Below are 22,274 nucleotides of genomic sequence, written 5' to 3'. Positions count from 1 at the left end.
TGCATTTATGCAGGTAGGGGGGCTGATGCGCCCCAAAGGGCGCGGGGCTGTGTTGGATTTGCGGCTACCGCCGCGTGGGCGCGACAAGCCACAGAAGTCCCGCAGCCGCCAACGAAGCAACAGCTCCCCGCCCCTTGGGCGAACTAGCCCCGAAGCACCGCTCCCGCACGCTCGCCCGCGAGGGCAACCGCCGCGTCCCGAGCCGCAGACGCCTCGTCAACGGTCAGCGTCCGGTCGGGCGCCCGGAACCGCAGCGCGTAGGCCAGCGACTTCTTCCCCTCGCCCAGCTGCTCTGCGTTCTCGTACACGTCGAACAGCCGGATCGCTTCCAGGAGTTCACCCGCCCCGTCCCGCAGCGCGGCTTCGACCTCGGCGTGCGGCACGAACTTGTCCACGACCAGGGCGACATCCTGAGTGGCCACCGGGAACGTGGAGATGCCCGGCGCCTGCGGGGTGTCGTTGCCGACCTGCTCCAGCACATCCAGGTCGATCTCCATCGCACTGGTGCGCTCGGGCAGCCCGAGGGCCTTCACCACGCGCGGGTGCAGCTCACCCGCGTGGCCGACGACCGTCTCCGTGCCGTCGACGACGACCACGAGTTCGGCGCAGCGGCCGGGGTGCCAGGGACCGTACTGCCCCTTGCGGACGATCAGTTCGGCACCGGCTTCGCGCGCGGCGACGCGACCCGCCTCGACCGCGTCGGCCCAGTCCGCCGGACGGCCCTTGCCCCACCAGCCGGCCTGCTCGCGGGCGCCCGCGAGGACGACGGCGATGTGGCGGGGCTGCTCGGGCAGCGCGGCGTTCAGCTCGGCGATCTCCTCGTCGGTGGGACGCCGGTCGACGGGCAGGGCGACGGCGGTCCTCTGCTGCTCGCGCGGGAGGAACACCAGCCCGGTCTCGAACAGCGCGAGGTCGTGCGAGCCCCGGCCGTTGTTGCGCCGCAGGGCACCAAGGAGCCCCGGCAGCAGCGAGGTGCGCAGCGCGGGTTCCTCGTCGCTGAGCGGGTTGGTGAGCTTCACGGCGCGGCGGTTCGGGTCGTCGGCCTCCAGCAGCAGCTGGTCGAAGACCTGCTCGCTGACGAAGGGATAGTTGGGCGCCTCGACATAGCCCGCCCCGGCCAGCGCGCGGCCGACCCGGCGGTGCAGCCGCTGCCGGTGGGTGAGGCCCCGGCCCGAGGGGAGCTTGGGCAGCGTGGAGGGCAGGTTCTCGTAGCCCTCCAGGCGGATGACCTCCTCCGCGATGTCGTTGGCCTCGAGGAGGTCGGGCCGCCAGGACGGCACGGTGACGATCAGCTCGTCCTGCCCGTACACGTCGCAGCCGATCTCCTGCAGCCGCCGTACAACGGTCTCGCGGCCGTAGTCGACGCCCGCCACCTTGTCCGGGTGGTTGGCGGGGACGGTGATGGTGTGGGGGGCCGACGGCGCGATGACCTCGGTGACGCCGGCCTCGGCGGTGCCGCCCGCGAGCAGCACCAGCAGGTCGACCGTGCGCTGTGCGGCGGCGGCCGCGGCCTGCGGGTCGACGCCGCGCTCGAAGCGGCGGGACGCCTCCGAGGACAGCTTGTGGCGGCGGGCCGTGCGTGCGATGGAGACCGCGTTGAAGTGGGCGGCCTCGATCACGACGTCGCTCGTGGACTTCTCGGTGTCGTCGTGGTCGGCGATCTCGGTGTTGGCGCCGCCCATGACACCCGCGAGACCGATGGGGCCGCGGTCGTCGGTGATGACGAGGTCCTCGGCGTCCAGGGTGCGGGTGACTCCGTCGAGCGTGACGAGCTTCTCGCCCTGCTCGGCGCGGCGCACGCCGATGGTGCCCTGGACCAGGGAGCGGTCGTAGGCGTGCAGCGGCTGGCCGAGCTCCATCATCACGTAGTTGGTGACGTCGACGGCGAGGGAGACCGGCCGCATGCCGACCTTCTGCAGCCGGCGCTGCAGCCAGATCGGGGAGCGTGCCTCGGGGCTGAGCCCGGTGACCGTGCGCGCGGTGAAGCGGTCGCAGCCGAGCGGGTCGGAGACCTGGACCGGGTAGCCGAACGCGTTCGGGCCGGGTACGTCGATCAGGGCCGGGTCGCGCAGCGGCAGGCCGTAGGCGATGGCGGTCTCGCGGGCGACGCCACGGATGGACAGGCAGTCGCCGCGGTTGGCGGTGACGGCGATGTCCAGGACCTCGTCGACCAGTTCGAGCAGCTCGATGGCGTCCTTGCCGACCTCGGCCTCGGGCGGCAGCACGATGATGCCCTTGGTGCCGTCGTCGCCCATGCCCAGCTCGTCGCTGGAGCAGATCATGCCGTGGGAGGTCTTGCCGTAGGTCTTGCGCGCGGAGATCGAGAAGCCGCCGGGCAGGGTGGCGCCCGGGAGCACGACGACGACCTTGTCGCCGACGGCGAAGTTGCGGGCGCCGCAGACGATCTCCTGGGGCTCGCCGGTGCCGTTGGCCTGGCCGACGTCGACGGTGCAGAAGCGGATCGGCTTCTTGAACTCCGTCAGCTCCTCGATGGTCAGCACCTTGCCGACGACGAGCGGGCCCTTGAGGTCGGTGCCGAGGTGCTCGACGGTCTCCACCTCGAGCCCGGCGGAGACGAGCTTCTCCTGGACGTCACGGCCGGTTTCCGTCGCCGGCAGGTCGACGTACTCCCGCAGCCAAGAAAGCGGGACCCGCATCAGATCTCCATCCCGAACGGCCGGGTGAACCGGACGTCACCCTCGACCATGTCTCGCATGTCCTCGACGTTGTGGCGGAACATCAGCATCCGCTCGATGCCGAACCCGAAGGCGAAGCCGCTGTACTTCTCCGGGTCGACGCCGCAGGCGGTGAGCACCCGCGGGTTGACCATGCCGCAGCCGCCGAGCTCGATCCAGCCTTCGGAGGAGCAGGTGCGGCAGGGGCGGTCGGGGTTGCCGACGGAGTCGCCGCGGCAGACGTAGCAGACCATGTCCATCTCGGCGGACGGCTCGGTGAAGGGGAAGAAGTTGGGCCGCAGCCGGGTCTTCATGCCCTCGCCGAACAGCGACTGGACCATGTGGTCCAGGGTGCCCTTGAGGTCGGCCATGGTCAGGCCCTCGTCCACGGCGAGCAGCTCGACCTGGTGGAAGACGGGGGTGTGCGTGGCGTCCAGCTCGTCGGTGCGGTACACCCGGCCCGGGCAGATCACGTAGACCGGCAGCTCACGGCTGAGCAGCGAGCGGATCTGGACCGGCGAGGTGTGGGTGCGCAGCACGACACCGGACTCGGTGCCGCCCTTGGGGCCTTCGACGAAGAAGGTGTCGTGCTCACCGCGGGCCGGGTGGTCCGGGCCGATGTTGAGCGCGTCGAAGTTGAACCACTCGGCCTCGATCTCGGGGCCCTCGGCGACCTCGTAGCCCATGGCCACGAAGACGTCCTCGATGCGCTCCGAGAGGGTGGTCAGGGGGTGGCGGGCGCCGGCCGGTACGCGGTCGTACGGCAGCGTGACGTCCACCGACTCCTCGACCAGCACGCGCGCGTCCCGCTCGGCCTCCAGCTCGGCCTGGCGGCCGGCGAGCGCCTTGTTGACGGCGCCGCGGGCCTGGCCGACCAGCTTGCCGGCGGCGGCCTTGGCGTGCGGGGGCAGGGCGCCGATCTCGCGGTTGGCGAGGGCCAGCGGGGAGGTGCCGCCGGTGTGGGCGACCTTGGCCTCCTGGAGCGCGTCGAGGGAGTCCGCGGCTGCGAAGGCGGCGAGCGCCTCGTCCCGCATGCGCTCGATCTCTTCCGGTTTCAAGGCCTCGACCTCTACCGGGTCGTACGACTTATTCGGTGCCGACATCTCTTCCCGTGCTTCCGATTGGCTGGCTGAAGGTCCCCGTCACCGACTCACACAGAGGTCAGAGGGCCGTCCATGGGACACAAAGGTGCCAAAGGCCGAGTCTAACGGGGTGGAGGTGTACGAATGCGCCCGTGGGCCGCTCTCCGGCTCTCAGGTGAGATATGCCGGGGCCGCCACGGGCAACGTAAATCGGAACTCGGCGCCGCCCTGGGAGCCGCGGCCGACCGTGATGGTGCCGCCGTGGGCCTCGACGATGCCCTTGACGATGTAGAGCCCGAGGCCCGTGCCGCCGCGCTTGCTGCCCCGCCAGAAGCGGGTGAAGACGCGGTTCATGGACTCCTCCGGGATGCCGGGCCCCTCGTCGCTCACCGTGAGCGACGTGCCGGTGTCCTCGTCCTCTCGGGGGGACGCCGTGGCCGTGATGTCAATCGTGACGGTTCCCTCGCCGTGCCGCACCGCATTTTCCAGCAGGTTGCTGAGCACCTGGTCGATCTTGTCGGGGTCGGCCCACAGCGAGGGCAGCGGCTGCTCGATGCGGAGCAGGAACCGGTCGGCGGGCTGTCCGGCGGCGACGTACGCCTGGATGTGCCGTCCCACGGCCGCGCCGATGTCGACGGGCTGGCGCCGCACCTCCAGCCGTCCGCTGTCGATCCGCGAGATGTCCAGCAGCTCGGCGATGAGCCGGGTGACCCGGTCGGCGTCGGCGTCGACGGTCTCCAGCATCAGCCGCTTCTGGTCGTCGGTGAACCGTTCCCACTTGGCGAGGAGCGTGGCGGTGAAGCCCTTGACGGAGGTCAGGGGCGACCTGAGTTCATGGGCCACGGTCGCTATCAGCTCCGCGTGGCTGCGCTCGGTGCGGCGGCGGGCCTCGGTGTCGCGCAGCGAGACGACGACACGGCGGACCGGACCGGTGGGTTCACTGCGGACGTACCGGGCCGATACGAGGACCTCCCGTCCACCGGGAAGCAGCAGATTCCGCTCGGGCTGCCGCCGGCGAATGGCGAGCCCGCCGTACGGGTCGGTCAGCTGCCACCAGCGCCGCCCTTCCAGGTCCTCTAACGGCAGCGCCTTCTCCAGCCGCTGCCCGAGGGCGTCCCGGGCGGGGACGGCGGAGATGCGCTCGGCGGCGGCGTTGAAGCAGATGACGTGGCCGTGCTCGTCGGCGACGACGAGGCCGTCGGGCAGTTGGTCGGGGTCGATGCCGAGCTCGGCGAGATCACCGTGCCGGGGCGCGGGTGCGCGCCGCGCGTCCCGTGATCCCCGTGCCCTGCTCGTGCCGACACTCATTCCCCGCAAACCCACCCTTCAGACGGCGCAGGTGGCCCCCGAGCTGGTCACCCTACTAGCTGTCAGTGACGGAACGGCACCCTGTGGAGGCGCGCTGCGCACGGGCCGACGCATACAGACATACGGCGGCCGCGGTGGCGAGGTTCAGGCTCTCGGCCTTCCCGTGGATCGGGACGCGCACCACGGCGTCCGCGAGTGCGCGGGTCTCCTCCGGAAGCCCCCACGCCTCGTTCCCGAACACCCAGGCGGTCGGTCCGCCCATGGTGCCCTTGTCGAGCTCGTCGTCGAGGTCGTCGGTGCCGGCCCCGTCGGCGGCGAGGATCCGCACACCGACCCGCTTGAGCCCCTCGACCGCGTCCTCGACCGGGACGCCGACGGCGACGGGCAGATGGAACAGCGAGCCCACGGAGGCCCGTACGGCCTTGGGGTTGTAGAGGTCGACGGACGCGTCGGTCAGTACGACGGCCTCGGCGCCGGCGGCATCGGCGCACCGCAGCACGGTCCCGGCGTTCCCCGGGTCGCGCACGTTGGCGAGTACGGCCACCAGCTTCGGCTCGGCGGCCAGGATCTCCGCGAAGGGCGTGTCGATGAACCGGCAGATCCCGACGAGCCCCTGTGGCGTGACGGTCGTCGAGATGTCGGCGATCACGTCATCGGCCGCGAGATGCACCTGGGCGCCGGTGGCTCGTGCCTCGCCGATGATGTCGGCGTACCGTTCGGCGGCCTCGACCGTCGCGAACAGCTCGGCCAACGTGTCCCCGTAGGCCGCCGCCTCCCGCACGGCCTGCGGCCCCTCGGCGAGAAACAGCCGCTCCTTGCTCCGGAAGTTCCGCCGGGCGAGCCGCCGGGCGGCCAGGACACGGGGGGAACGGGGAGAGATCAGCTCGGGGCTGGCGGAGGGCATGGGGCTCACTTTCGGAAAACTACACAACAGGACCCGCAAGCCCTCAGGCCTGCGGGTCCCTCATGTCACGTCGGCTCAGAGCCAGGCGTCAGGCCGCCTTGGGGGCGTTGACGTCGGCCGGAAGGGCCTTCTGCGCAACCTCGACCAGCGCGGCGAACGCGGTGGCGTCGTTGACGGCCAGCTCGGCCAGGATCTTGCGGTCGACCTCGACGTTCGCGGCTTTCAGACCCTGGATGAAGCGGTTGTACGTGATGCCGTTGGCGCGGGCAGCGGCGTTGATGCGCTGGATCCACAGCTGGCGGAAGTCACCCTTGCGCTTCTTGCGGTCGTTGTAGTTGTAGACCAGCGAGTGGGTGACCTGCTCCTTGGCCTTGCGGTACAGGCGCGAACGCTGACCGCGGTAGCCGGAGGCCTGCTCGAGGATCGCCCGGCGCTTCTTGTGGGCGTTGACTGCCCGCTTGACGCGTGCCACTTGTTAACTCCTTGTAGCGGGGCCGTGGTTGGACTCACACGGCCCGGAAACGATTGGGTCCCGGTCCAGACGTACGGCGCTCGGCGATCGAACGATCAGGCGCCGCTCACGTCACTTGCCGAGAAGCTTCTTGATCTTCGCGGCGTCGCCCGGGGCCATCTCGGCGTTGCCGGTCAGGCGACGCGTCACGCGGGACGACTTGTGCTCGAGCAGGTGGCGCTTGCCGGCGCGCTCACGGAGCACCTTGCCGGAGCCGGTGACCTTGAAGCGCTTGCTGGCACCGCTGTGCGACTTGTTCTTCGGCATAGCGCCGTTCTCTCCTCGTCGGTGGCGCTCCGGTGCCCGGTCGCGAAACCGGGCACGGTGGAGCGTCGTTCGTGTTTCGGTTACATCCTGGGGACCTGCGTCCCCCGGGATCACGCCTCGGCGGAAGCCTCGGCAGGTGCCTCGGTCTCCACGGCGTTCTCGGTCTCCGCGGCGTTCTGCGACTTGCCGGGGTTGGCCTTCGCTTCTGCCTTGCGGGCTTCCTGCGCCTGGCGGGCCTCGGCCATCGCCTCGGTCTTCTTCTTGTGCGGACCGAGGACCATGATCATGTTTCGGCCGTCCTGCTTCGGGTTCGACTCCACGAAACCGAGGTCCTGGACGTCCTCCGCGAGACGCTGCAGCAGTCGGTAGCCCAGCTCGGGCCGGGACTGCTCGCGACCACGGAACATGATCGTGATCTTGACCTTGTCGCCCTGCTTGAGGAACCGGACGACGTGACCCTTCTTGGTGTCATAGTCGTGCGGGTCGATCTTCGGCCGGAGCTTCATCTCCTTGATGACCGTGTGCGCCTGGTTCTTGCGCGCCTCACGGGCCTTCATGGCCGACTCGTACTTGAACTTCCCGTAGTCCATGAGCTTGCACACGGGCGGACGGGCGTTCGCCGCGACCTCGACCAGGTCCAGGTCGTACTCCTGCGCAAGCTCCAGTGCCTTGGCCAGCGGGACAATGCCCACCTGCTCGCCACTGGGACCGACAAGTCGCACCTCGGGAACGCGAATCCGGTCGTTGATGCGGGGCTCGGCGCTGATGGATCCTCCTCGGTTAGCACCACACGGCGGTCTGGCGGACAGCCGCGTTTGTCTCTTTCGTCAGACCTAACCGCGCCAGAGCATGAAAAATGCCCCGGACGATCACAGGCGGGGCTCCAATGCACTACCGGAGCACCGCCGCGATGACGCGGGGCGCGCTTTCGGGCGACTCCATCGTCCGTACGGAACGATGGTGGCCGCCTGACCGGGGTGACCTGCCGTCCCGGAGGACAGTCAGGTGGGAGATCGGAGCCTCCACTTGTGGGCCGGACACGTGAGCGTCCAGCCGGTCGTCACACAAGGTTAGCAGCAACCCGGGGGTGGTGCTAACCGGCCTGCACCGGGCCCTATCGTGTGGGGCATGAGTGACACCCCTCCTGAGTCTTCCGAGTCCCCCGCCGACTTCGACGCCATGACCCGCGACATCGCCGAGGTCCCCGCCGTCGAGGTGATCGTGACGGTCGCCGTCAACCTGATGAGCGCCGCCGCGGTGAAGCTGGGCCTGACCGAGGAGGGCGACAAGTACAAGGACCTGGACGAGGCCCGCAAGCTGGTGACCGCGCTGGCCGGTCTGCTGGACGCGTCCACGACCGAGATCAGCTCCTTCCACGCGGCGCCGCTGCGCGACGGCCTGAAGTCGCTGCAGCTGGCGTTCCGCGAGGCCTCGCTGGTGCCGGACGAGCCGGGCCAGGGGCCGGGCGAGAAGTACACGGGTCCCGTTTACGGCTAGTCGATCACCGTACGTACAAGGGCTCGCCCGGCGGCGTCGCCCCGGCCGGCAGCAGTGCCAGGTCGAGGCCGCGCACCAGGCGGGCCCTCAGTGTTTCGTCGGCGGCGAGGCGCTCGGCGACGGCACGGGCGGCCTCGGCGGGTGCGGCGGACTCGTCCAGCACGAGGGCGAGGGTGCCGTCGGCCTGGCCGGGCCCGAGGTGGGCGCGCAGCACGGCGGGCTCGGCGGCGACCGCGGTCCGTACCGCCTCCCGTACGGCGGGGTCGGCGAGCGGGTCGTCCGTCGTACGGCCCTCGGCGAGCGCGAGCAGCGCGGAGCCCGTCAGTTCGAAGGGCACGGGTCCGGCCAGGTCCAGTACCACCGTGTCCGCCTTCTCGTGCGCGGCGGCCTGCAGCGCCTGGTGCAGGGGTACGGCGACGGGGCGGGCCGCCGGGTCCCAGCGGGCCAGGGAGTCGGTGGAGGTGAAGGCCGGCAGGGCGGTGCGGGACCCGGCCTTGAGGGTCGGTACGGCCATGTCGCTGGTCTTCTCGCGGCGCAGCCCGTTCTCGTCCTCCTCGACCTCGCCGAGGACGGCCACCACGGGGACGAGCAGCCGGGCGCCCTTGAGTGCCTCCAGGACGGGGCCCACGGCGGTGCGGTCCTCGGCCCATGCGGTGAGCGCGGCGGCCAGCCGGGGGTCGGCGGTGCCGTCGTCGTCGGAGAAGCCGGAGTCGGGAATGTTCTTGTTCGCCACGGTCACCGACCCTATCGGGCGGATATCGGCGGGATGCTGCTGGGCTTGTGCGCTCCCGGAAACCGCTGGTTCACACGGTTCACAGGTTTCTCGGATTTCCCTGACACACATCTAACTTCCGTCTAACGGGGCGCACAGTCGCCGCCTCCAGCATCGCGGGATGGAGTCCCCCAGAGCCCCTCGCAGCCGCCGCGTTCGTCCCTCCGGGACGCGCACCCTGCTCCACACCGCCCTCGCCGTCGTGGCCGTCGTCGGCGCCACGGCCGCCGGGACCGTGTATGTGAAGGCTCACGCGCACTCCGGTGCGAGCCCCGTATCGTCGTCGGGGACGGCGTCGGCCTCCACCTCGGCCACGGCGGACGGGGAGGATGTTGTGGAACCTGTGGCGGAGCCGGCGGTGGACTACGACGCGCTGCTGGCAAAGGCCCTGAAGCCGGTGTCCGTCGAGGACGGCGCGAAGGTGTCGGTGGCGGTGCTCGACCTGGACTCGGGCGAGAGCGCCTCGTACGGGAACGGCGCGTTCGACACGGCGAGCATCGTCAAGGTCGACATCCTGGCGGTGCTGCTGCTCCAGGCGCAGGACGCGGGCAGGCACCTCACGGCGAGCGAGAAGTCGTACGCCACCACGATGATAGAGAACAGCGACAACACCGCCGCGTCCGCGCTGTGGCGGACCATCGGCCAGGCGGAGGGGCTCGACGCCGCGAACAAGCGCCTGGGGCTCACGGACACCGAGGGCGGCGACGGCATGCTGTGGGGGCTGACGCAGACCACGGCGGCCGATCAACTCACGCTGCTGCGGCAGGTGTTCGGGGACGATTCGGAGCTGAGCGAGTCCTCGCGGACGTATCTGCGGGGGCTGATGGGGCAGGTCGAGGCCGACCAGCGCTGGGGCGTGTCGGCGGCGGCCGACGGCTCCGCCTGGGCGCTGAAGAACGGCTGGCTGCCGCGCAGCACGACCGGGCTGTGGGACATCAACAGCATCGGGCGGGTGACGGCCGACGGCCGCGGCCTCCTGGTGGCGGTGCTGTCCAAGGGCAACTCGACGCAGGTGAAGGGGATTTCGCTGGTCGAGTCGGCGGCGAAGGCGGCGGTTTCGGCGCTGGCGGGGGGCGCCGCGTCCGCTTCCGCTTCGCCCTCCGCGTCCGTCCCGGAGTGACGGGCCGGCGGCTCAGAAGCCGTCGAAGCGCGGGCGGCGGCCACGCCACAGGACGACCGCCGCGACGAGCAGGACCCCGCCGAGGCTGCCCGCGAGCGGGGCCGCCCAATCGCTGGTGCCGTCACCGGACTTGGACTCGTCGGGTCCTGGGCCGAAGTACTTCTCGCCGTACGACGCCGCCCGCAGGCTCTTGGGTTCGAGGTGGCCGGCGGCCTTGATCGCGGCGGCCGGGTCGATCAGGCCGAAGCCGCGGGAGTCGTCTCGGCCGCCGGCGGGAGGGTTGCGGGCCGTGTCCTCCAGGAGCTGCTTGATCTGGGCGGGGGTCAGACCCGGGTGGGCGGCCTTGATGAGGGCGACCGCGCCCGAGACGAACGCCGAGGCGGCGCTGGTCCCCCAGCCCTCGTAGTACTTGTGGTCGGGGTCGGCGATGACGATCTTGTCGCCGGGGGCGCTGACGGTGGCGTACCAGCGGCGGGTGGAGAACGAGGCGCGGACGCCGAAGCGGTCGACGGCGGTCGCGGCGATGACACCCGGGTAGGCGGCGGGGTAGGAGACGTGGTCGCCCTTGTCTCCGCCGTTGCCGGCCGAGGCGACGACGGTCACGTTCTTCTTCAGGGCGTACTGGACGGCTTCGTCCTCGGCGGGTTCGGGGTGGGCGGAGGCGGAGTCGTCGCCGAGGGAGAGGTTGATGACGTCGGCGCCGTGGTCGGTGGCCCAGCGGATGCCTTCCGCGAGGGCGTTGCCGCGGGTGGAGCGGGCCTTGCCGCGGGCGGTGTCGCCGTCCTCGAGGATCACCCGCACCGGCAGGATCTTCGCCTCGGGGGCGATGCCCATGACGCCGTCGCCGTCGCCGGGGCCGTGTCCGTGCCCGGCGATGATGCCGGCCATGGCGGTGCCGTGCCGGGCCCATGCCCGGTCCCCCTGCCGGGCCCCGAAGCCGATCATGTCCTTGGCGGGCAGGACGTTGCCGACGAGGTCGGGGTGGTCGGCCTCGACGCCGGTGTCGAGGACGGCGACGGTGATGCCCCTGCCCTTGGTGGTCTGCCAGGCCTGCTGGGTGTGCATGGCGTCGAGGGCCCACTGCTGGGCGCGGATGCCGTCGGCGTGCGCGACGGTGGACGGCACGAGGGCGAGGGCGGCGGCGAGCAGGACGCTCAGGCCTGCGATGCGGCGCGTCACGAGGCGTTCTCCGTGGGCGAGGTGACGTCTTTGCGCAGGGCCCGTTCGATGCGGTCGGCGAGGCCCTGGGCCTCGTTGCCGAGGCCTGCCTGGGCGGGGGCCGCGGTGGCGCCCGCCTGGGTGGCCTGCTCGGCGGGGACCGGGGTGTCGACGCTGCGGCCGTCGGCCCAGCCGGAGACGGCGTAGACGACGACGGGGGCGTCGGTGAGGACGGAGACGGTCCAGGAGGCGCGCTGCTTGCTGCCGAAGCGGGCGGCGGCGGTGTTCTTCGCGGCGTAGGGACGGGGCATGAGGTCGGTGCGGGTGCCGAGGCCCTGGCTCTGGAAGCGTTTGGCGAGGGAGGTCATGGATGCGGCGTCGCCCTCGGTGAAGAGGAGGCCGACGGTGGTGACGAAGCTCTGGGTGGCGTCGGTGTAGGTGGCGCGGAGCAGCCGCTGGCAGCCGACCGGCGCGAGGGCCTTCTGCAGCAGCGGGTCGAACGCGTTCTTGCAGCCGCTGTCCGGTGCGACGGCGATGCGGATCCAGGTCCGGTCGGCGCCGCCGGGTCCGGCGCCCGTGCCCTGCACGGTGCGCGGGAACAGCCCGTCCACGGGCACGCTGTGCCACAGGCTCCCGGCCGCGGCGAACGTGCCCTGCCCGCCGCCGTCCCCGGAGCCGCCGACCAGCCAGCTCCCGGTGACGGCCCCGCCGATGAGACCCAGGCCGAGCACGAAACAGGCGGCGACGGCGACGGTGCGCGAACGCAGCCGCCGCCCGAGCGGCCGCGGGCGGACCCGCTCGTCATACCCCTCGGGCTCCCCGAACGACACCACCGGCCGCCCACCCCCGAGCCCTCCACCGGGCGCCCCCGGAGCACTCCAGGAAAGCGCCGGGTCGGGCGCCGCGCCCCCACCCTCCACCCGACTGCTCGGCAAGGGCGGCATGGGCGGCGACTGCGACACGTGACCGGAGCTCGGGCGCGTTGCGGGCATGGGAGGTGTGGCCCCGCCGGGGGCCGAGCCGGGCCGGGCAGGCGGCACCGACGTGGTCGAGCCGGGCCGGTGGTTCGGCTGGGCAGGGGCAGCGGCCGGGCGGGGCGGCGGCGTGCCCGTGCCCTGGCGGGCTTCCGCCGGCGGCGGGGTGCTGCCGGACGGCTGCGCGGCCGCACCGGGGCGGGAAGTCGGACGGGCAGGTGGCATGGGCCCGGCAGTCGAGCCGGGGCGCCGCGCGGGAGCCGGGCCGGCCGTAACCGGAGGCGTGGTCGCACCGTCGGGGCTCCCCGCCGGACGGGCAGGAGGCACGGAAGCGGCGGCCGGCTCAGCGGGGCGCCGCGGGTCGGCAGACGGCACCCCCGACCGCGCACCCGAACCCGCCGAACCATCCGGACTCGGCGGAACAGCCGAACCAGAACCCGAAGCCGCGCGCGCAGAGGACATCCGGCCGGCAGGCCAATCGGCACGGCGGCGTGGGTCGGCAGACGGCGGTCCCGGTCGCGTGGCCGAGCCGGCGGGAGCGTCCGCCGTGGTCGGGGGGATCGGGCGTAGGCGTGCGGTGGATTCCTGGGCGGTTTCCGCGGGGGTGGTGCCGGGCGGAGGTGTGGGGCGGTGGCTCGGGCGCGGGGGGACGGCGGCGGTGCCCGGTGCGGGCGTGCCGGCCTCGTCGCGGTCTTCCTCGGGGCCGGATGCCGGAGGGGCGTCCGGGAAGCGGGCCGAGGCCGGCGGCGGGGGCGGGGTCTGCGGACTCGACCAGGGCTCGCCCCCCGCGACACCGTCCCCCGTGGGTTCGGGCCCGGCTTCGGTGGTCGACCCCGTGGAGCCGGTGGAGGGGGTGCGGCGGCCGAACGCCTCGAAGCGTTCGGAGCCTCGCCACGGGGACCACGCCCCGCCGGAGGCCCTGGTGGCGTCCTGCGGGCGGCTCTCCGACGGCGACGACCCGACCGTCGGCGGCTCGGACGGGCGCGGCGGAATGGAGGCGTGCTGCGCTTCGGTGCTCATGCGCCCCCCGTTTCCTCGCGCCCGGGCCGTCTACCTGTACGCGGGCCGTCGTCCTTGCGCTCAACCGGTCGACGCCGGGCCAGTCCGTCCCGGGCACGCATACCCGCACGAACGGACCGGCATCCGGATGCATGTGCAACCGCCGCCGATCCGCCGTACGTGCGCGTCACTCTACGGGCTGCCCCTGTCGATACGGGAACCAGTCCGCGAGCACGAGGCATCTGCCCGGAACGTCCCCCTACCCTGCGGTAATCCTGTCTGGCAGGCTTCGTTCATGACTGCGCGCGCCGCCGACCGAGTCCGTTACGACCGGGCCACCGCCCATCTCGACGCCCCTCTCGCCATCGTGGACCTGGACGCCTTCGACGCCAACGCGGACGATCTCGTGCGCCGCGCGGGCGGCAAGCCGATCCGGGTCGCCAGCAAGTCCGTCCGCTGCCGGGCCCTGCTGGAGCGGGTCCTCGCGCGGGACGGGTTCGCGGGCATCATGTCGTTCACCCTCGCCGAGTCCCTGTGGCTGGCGCGCGGCGGCTTCGACGACATCCTGCTCGCCTATCCGTCCGCGGACCGCGCCCGCTTCGCCGAGCTGGCCTCCGACCCGAAGCTGGCCGCCGCCGTGACCGTCATGATCGACGATCCCGCGCAGCTGAGGCTCATCGACGAGGCCCGCGACGGCGGGCGTGAAGTCATCCGGGTCTGCCTGGAGTTGGACACCTCCCTGAAGCTGCTCGGGGGGCGGGTGCGCGTCGGGGCGCGTCGCTCGCCGCTGCACTCGCCCGCCCAGGTCGCCGACATGGCCCGGCTCGTGGCCCGCCGGCCGGGGTTCAAGGTCGTGGGGATCATGGCGTACGAGGGCCATATCGCGGGCGTCGGGGACTCCGTCGCCGGGCGGCCGCTGCGGTCGCGTGCCGTACGGCTCATGCAGGCGACGGCCCGCCGGGAGCTCGCCGAGCGGCGCGGCGAGGTGGTGCGGGCGGTGCGGGCCGTCGTGCCGGATCTGGAGTTCGTCAACGGCGGCGGCACCGGCAGTGTGCAGCACACCGCCGCGGAGGACGCCGTCACCGAGATCGGCGCCGGCTCGGGGCTGTACGTGCCGCGGCTGTTCGACAACTACACCTCGTTCAGCGGGCGTCCGGCGGCCCTGTTCGCCCAGCCCGTCGTACGCCGGCCCGGGGTCGGGGTCGTCACGGTCCTCGGCGGCGGCTACCCCGCCTCGGGTGCGCCCGGCAGCGACCGGCTGCCCGTCCCGCACCTGCCCGAGGGGCTGCGCTACGACCCCCAGGAGGGGCCGGGCGAGGTGCAGACCCCGCTGCTCGGCTCCGCCGCCGACGACCTGCTGATCGGCGACAAGGTGTGGTTCCGGCACGCCAAGGCCGGTGAGCTGTGCGAGCGCTTCGACGTGCTGCATCTGATCGAGGGGGATGCGGTGACGGCGACCGTCCCGACATACCGCGGGGAAGGCCACACCTTCCTGTAGCCGGTGCGCAGTCCCTCGCGTCGGTCAGTACACGGTGTCCGCCTGGTCCGGGACGACGAAGCCGTCGTCCCGCAGGAGGGCGTCCTTGGCGCCGTCGGACGCGTTGTGGGCCCTGGTCGAGCACGGGTACGGGTCCGGCCTGCGCGGCAGGGGTTCGATGAACATGGGGTTGATCAGCCAGCGGCCGTCGGCGTTGTCGTAGGCCCGGCACATCAGTTCCGGCTTGTTGCGGTTGAGGACGAGGTGCGCGCCGGTCGCGTCGCCGACGAAGGTGACATCGGTGTCGGCGTCCCCGGCCGCGAGGACCGGGCGCCGCGGCCACGGCTGCCGCTGCCAGGCCGCGGCGCCCTGGACGCCGTAGATCTCCTGGTTGATCCAGCAGCGTTTGCCGTCGATGTAGGGGATCACCGTGCCCCGGGTCGCGGGGACGTTGCCGCAGCCCTGGTTGCTGGGTGTGATGCGGCCGCGGCGGTCGAGGAGGGAGCGGATGGCGAGGGTGTGGGCGGGGTCGATGCCGATGGCCCGGGACCAGACCTCGGTGATCGGCTCGGAGCCCGCGGAGACGATGTAGACGTCGAATCCGGCCCGTTGGAGGGTGTGGATGAGGTCGCGCTGCTGGTCGTAGTAGCGGACGTAGGCGGGCACGGTGTGGGTGCCGAGGGTGCGGGTGGCGCCGATGGGGGCCGCCAGGGCTTCGGTGCGGGCCCGGCGGGCGTAGGAGGCGAGGTCGGCGGGGGTGCGGCCCGCGAAGAGCTGGGGGATCCAGGCGTACTGCGGGACGGTGCGGCGGTGGTTCCAGGTGCCGGCGAAGGCGGGGGCGCCGCTCGCGGTGGTGGCGTTCTCGCGGATGTCGAGGATCTCGTCCGTGCAGCGGGGGTTGGTCGAGGTGCGCAGGGGTTCGGGGGTGCCGGTGCCGCAGGCCTCGGTCAGGGCGTGGTCGGCGGCGTCGGTGAGCCAGGGGCTGGTGTCCTTCCAGCGGGCCGGGCGCAGGAGCCGGTCGTGTCGGAGGGACCAGGAGAGGGTGGCGTCGGTGACGTCGTTCTTGGTGACGGTGTTGTCCCAGTCGAAGACGGCGACCGGGTGGCCGCCGGCTCCCGAGCAGCTGCCGCGTTCGTCGATCACCTGCTGGAGGCGGGCGCGGTTGTCGCCGTACCAGATGCCGGTCAGGCGGGGGCAGTTCGAGTGCGGGGGGACGGGGGGTGCGGTGGGCGCGGCCGCCAGGGCGGCGGCCGCGGCCAGGGTCCACGCGAGAAGGGGTCGCATACGCGTGGACCGTACCGTTTCGTCCCTACAGGGGCGTGACGTACGCGCCCGCGATTCCGCCGTCCACCAGGAAGTCGGTGGCGTTGACGAAGGAGGAGTCGTCGCTGGCCAGGAAGGCAACGGCGGCGGCGATCTCCTCGGCCTCGGCGAACCGGCCGACCGGGATGTGCACCAGGCGGCGGGCGGCCCGCTCGGGGTCCTTCGCGAACAGTTCCTGGAGGAGCGGGGTGTTGACCGGGCCCGGGCAGAGGGCGTTCACGCGGATGCCCTCCCGGGCGAACTGCACGCCCAGCTCGCGGGACATGGCGAGCACGCCGCCCTTGGAGGCCGTGTACGAGATCTGGGAGGTGGCGGCACCCATCCGCGCCACGAAGGACGCCGTGTTGATGATGGAGCCCTTGCCCTGCTGCCGCATGTAGGGGATGGCGGCCTTGCAGCACAGGTAGACGGAGGTGAGGTTGACCTCCTGGACGCGCTTCCAGGCCTCCAGGCCGGTCTCCAGGATGGAGTCGTCGTCGGGCGGGGAGATGCCCGCGTTGTTGAAGGCGATGTCGACGCTGCCGTAGGTGTCGAAGGCCGTCTTGAAGAGGGCCTCGACCTGCTCGGCGTCGGTGACGTCGACCTTCACGAAGGTCCCGCCGACCTCGTCGGCGGCCGCCTTGCCGCGGGCCTCGTCGACGTCGCCGCAGACGACGTGCGCGCCCTCGGAGGCGAGGCGGCGCGCGGTGGCGAGGCCGATGCCGCTGCCGGCTCCGGTGATGACGGCGGTACGCCCGACCAGGCGTCGGCAAACAGGGGTGTCGGTCACTGTGCGGGGCCTTCCGTGCTGATGAAGACGTTCTTGGTTTCGGTGAAGGCGGCCAGGGCGTCCGGGCCGAGCTCGCGGCCCAGGCCGGACTGCTTGTAGCCGCCGAAGGGGGTCCAGTAGCGGACGCTGGAGTGGGAGTTGACGGAGAGGTTGCCCGCCTTGACCGCCTGGGAGACGCGCAGGGCGCGGCCCAGGTCGCGGGTCCACAGGGAGCCGGCGAGGCCGTACGGGGTGTCGTTGGCGAGGCGGATCGCGTCGGCCTCGTCGGTGAAGGGGAGCAGGACGGCGACGGGACCGAAGATCTCCTCGCGGGCCGCCTCCGAGTCGTGCCGCTCGCCGGTGAGGACGGTCGGCGGGAACCAGAACCCGGGCCCGTCGGGGGCGCTGCCGCGCAGGGCCGGGGCCCCGTCGGGGACGAACGACCGTACGCGGTCCAGCTGTTGACGGCTGATCAGCGGGCCCATCTGGGTCTTCTCGTCGGCCGGGTCGCCCACCACGACGGACGCCAGCGCGTCGGCGAGCAGCTCGCGGACCTCGTCGTGGACGGACTCCTGGACCAGGATCCGGGTGCGGGCGCAGCAGTCCTGGCCGGAGTTGTCCAGGAAGGAGAAGGGGTCGACGGCGGTCTTGAGGTCGGCGTCGGCGAAGACGATGTTGGGGCTCTTGCCGCCGAGTTCGAGGGTGACCGGCTTGACCAGCCGGGCGCAGCGCTCCATGACCTCGCGGCCGGTGCGGGTGGAACCGGTGAACACGATCTTCGCCACGTCGGGGTGGTCGACCAGGGCACGTCCTGCGATGTGGCCGTGGCCCGGGACGACCTGGAAGAGGTGCTCCGGCAGGCCCGCCTCCAGGGCGAGTTCGGCCAGGCGCAGGGCCGTCAGCGGGGTGGTCTCGGCGGGCTTGAGGACGACCGCGTTGCCCGCGGCGAGCGCCGGGAAGGAGCCCCAGGCGGCGATGGGCATCGGGAAGTTCCAGGGGGCGATGACGCCGACCACGCCGAGCGGCTCCTGGAAGGTGACGTCCCAGCCGCCGGTCACGGGGATCTGCTTGCCGAGGAGGCGTTCGGCGCCGCCCGCGGAGTACAGCAGGAGGTCACGGGCGTTGCCGGCCTCCCAGCGGGCGTTGCCGAGGACATGGCCCGCCTCGCGGACCTCCAGCTGGGCCAGCTCCTCGACGTGCGCGTCGACGAGGTCGGCGAAGCGGCGGAGCAGCCGGGCCCGGTCGGCGGGTGCGGCGGCCGCCCAGGTCCGCTGGGCGGCCACCGCGCGGGCGACGGCACGGTCCACCTCGGCCGCGTCGGCGGCGGGGACGGTGGCGACGACCTCCTCGGTGGCGGGGTTCAGGACGACGAGTTCGTGCTCGGCAGACAACAGGGGCCTCACATGCGTTCGAAGGAGCGGCGCAGCTCCCAGTCGGTCACCGCGGCGTCGAAGGCCTCGAGCTCGACGCGCGCCATGTTGCGGTAGTGCGCGACGACCTCGTCGCCGAAGGCGGCCTTGGCGATCGGGCTGTTCTCCCACAGCTCGGCGGCCTCGCGCAGGGTGGTCGGGACGTGCTCGTACTCGGCGGTGTACGCGTTCCCCGGACAGGGCTCGGGAAGCTCCAGCTTCTGCTCGATGCCGTACAGCCCGGCCGCCACCAGCCCGGCGACGGCGAGGTGCGGGTTGACGTCACCGCCGGGCAGCCGGTTCTCGAAGCGCAGCGAGCGGCCGTGGCCGACGACCCGCAGGGCGCAGGTGCGGTTGTCGTGGCCCCAGGCGACGGCGGTCGGGGCGAAGGAGCCCGGCTGGAAGCGCTTGTACGAGTTGATGTTGGGGGCGTAGAGGAGGGAGAAGTCGCGCAGCGCGGCCAGCTGTCCCGCCAGGAAGTACCGCATGACGTCGGACATGCCGTCGGGACCGGCCATGGCATTGTTCCCGGCCGCGTCCGCCAGCGAGAGGTGGATGTGGCAGGAGTTGCCCTCCCGCTCGTTGTACTTGGCCATGAAGGTGATCGACACGCCCTCCTGGGCGGCGATCTCCTTGGTGCCGGTCTTGTAGATCGCGTGCTGGTCGCAGGTGACGAGGGCGTCGTCGTAGCGGAAGGCGATCTCGTGCTGGCCGGGGTTGCACTCGCCCTTGGCGGACTCGACGGTGAGGCCGGCGCCCGCCATCTCGTTGCGGATACGGCGCAGCAGGGGTTCGATGCGTCCCGTCCCCAGCACCGAGTAGTCGATGTTGTACTGGTTGGCCGGCGTCAGCCCTCTGTAGTTGGCGTCCCAGGCCTGCTCGTAGGTGTCCTTGAAGACGATGAACTCCAGCTCGGTGCCGACCTGGGCGGTGAAGCCGTGCTCGGCGAGGCGCTCCAGCTGGCGGCGCAGGATCTGCCGCGGGGCGGCGACCACGGGCGAGCCGTCGTTCCAGGCGAGGTCGGCGATCAGCATGGCCGTACCGGCGTTCCAGGGCACCCGGCGCAGGGTGCGCAGGTCCGGGTGCATGGCGAAGTCGCCGTAGCCCCGCTCCCAGGAGGACATCGCGTATCCGTCGACCGTGTTCATCTCGGTGTCGACGGCGAGGAGGTAGTTGCAGCCCTCGGTGCCGTGGTGGAGGACCTCGTCGAGGAAGAAACGTGCGGCGAACCGCTTGCCCTGGAGCCGACCTTGCATGTCGGGGAAGGCCAGGACGACAGTGTCGATCTCACCGCTCGCGACGAGGGCATGCAGCTCCTCGACGCTGAGCGGGGGTGTGCGGTCTGCCACGGGAAAGCTCCTTCGGCTTCTGCGCTTTTTTCGGCCGGGCCGGAAGCCATAAGGTATTGCGGAGAACCATTGCTTGGGAAGGGGGTGCGGCGGGATGTCGCTGGATCCGGACGGCAGCCTGGAGGACCGGTTGACACCGGTACTGCGGCCGGTGCGGGCGGGCAACGGCTTCGAGGAGGCACTGGAGCAGATCTTGCAGGTCGTACGGCTGGGCCTGGTGCCGGGGGGCGAGCGGCTGCCCGCCGAGCGGGAGCTGGCGGAGCGGCTCGGGATCAGCCGGGTGACCCTGCGCGAGGTGCTGAAGGTGCTGCAGGACCAGGGTCTGGTGGAGTCCCGGCGCGGACGCTACGGCGGCACGTTCGTCCTGCCCCGCGCGGACGCGGGCGGCGAGGACGAGCTGCGGCGCCGGGTCGCCGAGGTCGACATCGAGGACGTCCTGCGTTTCCGTGAGGTCCTGGAGGTCGGGGCGGCGGGGCTGTGCGCGACGCACGGCCTGGGCAAGGAGCAGGCGGACCGGCTGCGCGAGGCGCTGGCCCGCACGGGCGACGCACCGCTCGCCGACTACCGGCGGCTGGACACGATGCTGCATCTGACGCTGGCCGAGCTGTGCGGATCGCCGACGCTGACCGCGCAGTACGCGGCGGTCCGGGCGACGGTGAACGACCTGCTCGACTGCATCCCGCTGCTCGTCCGCAACCTGGAGCACTCGCAGCGGCAGCACGTCGCGCTGGTGGAGGCGGTCCTGGACGGTGACGCGGACGGGGCGCGGGAGATGATGCGGGAGCACTGCTCGGGGACGGCGGCGCTGCTCAGAGGGTTCCTGGCATGAGGGACGGGGGCCCTGGAGGCCTTGCCTTCGAGGGCACCTCTCGACAAAGGTATGAATACAATCCTTTGCGGGACCGGGAGGACGCATGGCGGAGCCGCTGATCGGCATCAGTACGTATCTGGAGGCCGGGGCGCGCTGGGGCGTGTGGGAGCTGGAGGCCGCGCTGCTGCCGGCCGGCTATCCGCGGCTGGTGCAGCGGGCGGGCGGGCTGGCCGTGATGCTGCCGCCGGACGCGCCGGAGCATGCCTGGGCGACCGTCGCACGCCTCGACGGCCTGGTGATCGCGGGCGGCCCGGACGTCGAGCCGGTCCACTACGGCGCGGAGCCCCACCCCCGGACGGGCCCGCCGGCCCGCGCCCGGGACGCCTGGGAACTGGCACTGATCGACGCGGCTCTGGCCGCCCGGATCCCCCTGCTGGGCATCTGCCGGGGCATGCAGCTCCTGAACGTCGCCCTGGGCGGCACACTGGTCCAGCACATCGACGGCCACGCCGAGGTCGTCGGCGTCTTCGGCCACCACCCGGTCAAGCCGGTGCCCGGCACGCGGTACGCCGCCGCCGTGCCCGAGGAGACGTCCGTACCGACCTATCACCATCAGGCCGTCGACCGCCTCGGCACCGGCCTGATCCCCTCGGCCCACGCGGCGGACGGGACGGTGGAGGCGCTGGAGCTGCCGTCCGCAGACGGCTGGGTGCTGGGCGTGCAGTGGCATCCGGAGATGGGCGACGACCTGCGGGTGATGCGGGCGCTGGTGGAGGCGGCTGCTTCGGCTACGAGGCCTTCAGCCGTCTCCTGAGCCAGGCGAGGGCGGCGTCGCCCTGGGCGCGCTGGAAGGCGCGCAGGGTGGGGAGGCCGGGTGGGGCGGGCAGCAGGGAGCGCTCCACGAAGTACCCGGCCAGTGCCGCGAGCGCGGCGGTGACACCGTCCGGATCCGCGTCCCGGCCCAGCGGATGCGCCGTGAACACGTCCTCCGGGTCCGGACCGCCCTGGGCCCGCACGCACGGCAGCATGACCAGCAGGTCGAACCACGGTGCGGCGCGCACCGCGTGCGGCCAGTCGACGAAGACGACGCGGTCGTCGGCGGTGAGCAGCATGTTGTCGGCGCGCAGGTCGGCGTGGGCGAGGGTGTCGCCGCCGACGGCCTGAGGCCAGTCCGCGGCGATGTCGGCGAGGCGGGACAGCCGGGCGAAGGTCCAGGCGTCGAGGCGCCCGCGGACCTCGTGCTCCGGCTGCGCCCGCAGCCGCTGCCAGCCGGAGAAGTCGTCGGCGAGCGCCTCGGCCGCGGGCGGGGCGTCCACGGGGGACGGGGTGAGGGCGCGGCTGAGTTCTCCCACGGCGTCGAGGACGCGCTGCAACTCCCGCTCCCGCCAGGGGACATGGGGCTGCCGGCCGGGGATCTCCTCCAGGACCAGGGCGACCCAGGTGCCGTCGTCGTAGGTGCCGAGGAGGCGGGGAGCGGGGACGGTGTGCGGGAGGGCCGCGGTGTGGCGGGCCTCCGTGCGGTGCAGGGTGGGGCTGTGCGGGTTGGTGTCCGCGCTCACCGCCTTGACGAAGGCGCGGCGGCCGTCGGCGGTTCGGATGCGGGCTGCTGTGCCCGGGGAGAAGCCGCCGGGTTGGGTGACGGCGTGGACGACGGGGGTGCCGCCGAGTACGTCTGCGACGGCGTTGCGCACGGTGGGTGGGAGGGACTCCCAGGGTGTGCGGACGCCTGCGGCGGGCGGGGCTGGGGTGATCATGCGGTTCATGGTGCGGGCCGTCGGTGCCACCGCGCCAAGGGCTCGGGGGTGAGCACCTGGTACTCCCCCAGCGAGCCGTTGGGGACGACGCCGTCGCAGCCGTTCTCGACGAGCCAGGCGCAGTGCTCGGCGTACT

General features: G+C 72.2%; 19 protein-coding genes and 2 pseudogenes. 5 read left to right on the top strand and 16 right to left on the bottom strand.

Features of this window, described 5'->3' with window-relative positions; all coding sequences use genetic code 11:
- Nucleotides 1-143: 143 nt before the first annotated feature.
- From pheT to infC, 7 genes and pseudogenes are all read right to left on the bottom strand, one after another.
- A complete protein-coding gene (pheT, locus tag ACWC1K_RS42665; protein ID WP_450838753.1) occupies nt 144-2,657 on the bottom strand; it encodes a phenylalanine--tRNA ligase subunit beta in 2,514 nt (837 codons plus the stop codon).
- Nucleotides 2,657-3,778 (bottom strand): phenylalanine--tRNA ligase subunit alpha, encoded by a 1,122-nt coding sequence (pheS, locus tag ACWC1K_RS42660; protein ID WP_450838751.1) that lies wholly within the window; start codon nt 3,776-3,778, stop codon nt 2,657-2,659. Before pheS ends, pheT begins: the two co-directional genes overlap by 1 nt.
- Before the next feature lie 150 nt (nt 3,779-3,928).
- Nucleotides 3,929-5,065: an ATP-binding protein gene (locus ACWC1K_RS42655; RefSeq protein ID WP_450838750.1), complete on the bottom strand. Its 1,137-nt coding sequence runs from the start codon at nt 5,063-5,065 to the stop codon at nt 3,929-3,931.
- 55 nt (nt 5,066-5,120) lie between these two features.
- Nucleotides 5,121-5,969, bottom strand: a complete 849-nt coding sequence (locus ACWC1K_RS42650; RefSeq protein ID WP_450838749.1) for a TrmH family RNA methyltransferase — start codon at nt 5,967-5,969, stop codon at nt 5,121-5,123.
- A gap of 88 nt (nt 5,970-6,057) precedes the next feature.
- On the bottom strand, nt 6,058-6,441 hold the full coding sequence (gene rplT / locus ACWC1K_RS42645; protein ID WP_004933571.1) for a 50S ribosomal protein L20: 384 nt from the start codon (nt 6,439-6,441) through the stop codon (nt 6,058-6,060).
- A 111-nt stretch (nt 6,442-6,552) separates the two neighbouring features.
- Entirely contained in the window at nt 6,553-6,747 is a 195-nt protein-coding gene (rpmI, locus tag ACWC1K_RS42640; protein ID WP_004933563.1) for a 50S ribosomal protein L35, read from the bottom strand.
- Nucleotides 6,748-6,857: 110 nt separating this feature from the next.
- A pseudogene (gene infC, locus ACWC1K_RS42635) lies at nt 6,858-7,539 on the bottom strand (translation initiation factor IF-3).
- A gap of 336 nt (nt 7,540-7,875) precedes the next feature.
- Between infC and ACWC1K_RS42630 the strand changes: the two are divergent.
- Entirely contained in the window at nt 7,876-8,244 is a 369-nt protein-coding gene (locus ACWC1K_RS42630) for a DUF1844 domain-containing protein (protein WP_351466327.1), read from the top strand.
- A 4-nt stretch (nt 8,245-8,248) separates the two neighbouring features.
- Here ACWC1K_RS42630 and ACWC1K_RS42625 read toward each other — a convergent pair whose 3' ends face one another.
- Nucleotides 8,249-8,977: an SseB family protein gene (locus ACWC1K_RS42625; protein ID WP_450838748.1), complete on the bottom strand. Its 729-nt coding sequence runs from the start codon at nt 8,975-8,977 to the stop codon at nt 8,249-8,251.
- A gap of 160 nt (nt 8,978-9,137) precedes the next feature.
- Between ACWC1K_RS42625 and ACWC1K_RS42620 the strand changes: the two genes are divergently transcribed.
- Nucleotides 9,138-10,136: a serine hydrolase gene (locus tag ACWC1K_RS42620; protein ID WP_450838747.1), complete on the top strand. Its 999-nt coding sequence runs from the start codon at nt 9,138-9,140 to the stop codon at nt 10,134-10,136.
- 12 nt (nt 10,137-10,148) lie between these two features.
- Here the strand turns inward: ACWC1K_RS42620 and mycP are convergent, their stop codons facing one another.
- Both mycP and ACWC1K_RS42610 read right to left on the bottom strand, forming a co-directional pair.
- On the bottom strand, nt 10,149-11,315 hold the full coding sequence (mycP, locus tag ACWC1K_RS42615) for a type VII secretion-associated serine protease mycosin (protein WP_450838746.1): 1,167 nt from the start codon (nt 11,313-11,315) through the stop codon (nt 10,149-10,151).
- Nucleotides 11,312-12,127, bottom strand: a complete 816-nt coding sequence (locus ACWC1K_RS42610) for a hypothetical protein (RefSeq protein WP_450838745.1) — start codon at nt 12,125-12,127, stop codon at nt 11,312-11,314. Before ACWC1K_RS42610 ends, mycP begins: the two co-directional genes overlap by 4 nt.
- A gap of 1,435 nt (nt 12,128-13,562) precedes the next feature.
- Here ACWC1K_RS42610 and ACWC1K_RS42605 point away from each other — a divergent pair.
- Nucleotides 13,563-14,765 (top strand): amino acid deaminase/aldolase, encoded by a 1,203-nt coding sequence (locus tag ACWC1K_RS42605; protein ID WP_450838743.1) that lies wholly within the window; start codon nt 13,563-13,565, stop codon nt 14,763-14,765.
- A 24-nt stretch (nt 14,766-14,789) separates the two neighbouring features.
- Here ACWC1K_RS42605 and ACWC1K_RS42600 read toward each other — a convergent pair whose 3' ends face one another.
- The 4 genes from ACWC1K_RS42600 to ACWC1K_RS42585 are packed head-to-tail and all read right to left on the bottom strand — an operon-like array spanning nt 14,790 to nt 19,573.
- Entirely contained in the window at nt 14,790-16,028 is a 1,239-nt protein-coding gene (locus ACWC1K_RS42600; protein ID WP_450838742.1) for a haloacid dehalogenase-like hydrolase, read from the bottom strand.
- 25 nt (nt 16,029-16,053) lie between these two features.
- Nucleotides 16,054-16,836: a 3-oxoacyl-ACP reductase gene (locus ACWC1K_RS42595; RefSeq protein ID WP_030945851.1), complete on the bottom strand. Its 783-nt coding sequence runs from the start codon at nt 16,834-16,836 to the stop codon at nt 16,054-16,056.
- Nucleotides 16,833-18,206 carry an aldehyde dehydrogenase family protein gene (locus ACWC1K_RS42590; protein WP_450838740.1) on the bottom strand — a complete coding sequence of 458 codons (1,374 nt, stop codon included), beginning with the start codon at nt 18,204-18,206 and terminating at the stop codon, nt 16,833-16,835. The genes ACWC1K_RS42595 and ACWC1K_RS42590 overlap by 4 nt, the downstream gene beginning before the upstream one ends.
- A gap of 8 nt (nt 18,207-18,214) precedes the next feature.
- Nucleotides 18,215-19,573, bottom strand: a complete 1,359-nt coding sequence (locus ACWC1K_RS42585; RefSeq protein ID WP_351466303.1) for a glutamine synthetase family protein — start codon at nt 19,571-19,573, stop codon at nt 18,215-18,217.
- 94 nt (nt 19,574-19,667) lie between these two features.
- Here ACWC1K_RS42585 and ACWC1K_RS42580 point away from each other — a divergent pair, with 94 nt between their 5' ends.
- On the top strand, nt 19,668-20,402 hold the full coding sequence (locus tag ACWC1K_RS42580) for a FadR/GntR family transcriptional regulator (RefSeq protein WP_450838739.1): 735 nt from the start codon (nt 19,668-19,670) through the stop codon (nt 20,400-20,402).
- Nucleotides 20,403-20,487: 85 nt separating this feature from the next.
- Complete coding sequence (locus ACWC1K_RS42575; protein WP_450838738.1) at nt 20,488-21,198, top strand: gamma-glutamyl-gamma-aminobutyrate hydrolase family protein; 711 nt, start codon at nt 20,488-20,490, stop codon at nt 21,196-21,198.
- Here ACWC1K_RS42575 and ACWC1K_RS42570 read toward each other — a convergent pair.
- Nucleotides 21,173-22,138, bottom strand: a complete 966-nt coding sequence (locus tag ACWC1K_RS42570; RefSeq protein WP_450838736.1) for an aminoglycoside phosphotransferase family protein — start codon at nt 22,136-22,138, stop codon at nt 21,173-21,175. The two genes, ACWC1K_RS42575 and ACWC1K_RS42570, sit on opposite strands and share 26 nt — an antisense overlap.
- Nucleotides 22,139-22,167: 29 nt before the next feature.
- Nucleotides 22,168-22,274 (bottom strand): annotated as a pseudogene (locus ACWC1K_RS42565) (dihydrodipicolinate synthase family protein); the annotation flags it as partial.

Source organism: Streptomyces sp. NPDC001492 (assembly GCF_053597275.1).
Note: the sequence above shows the minus strand (reverse complement) of the source record. Positions and strands in the feature narration are given on the sequence as shown.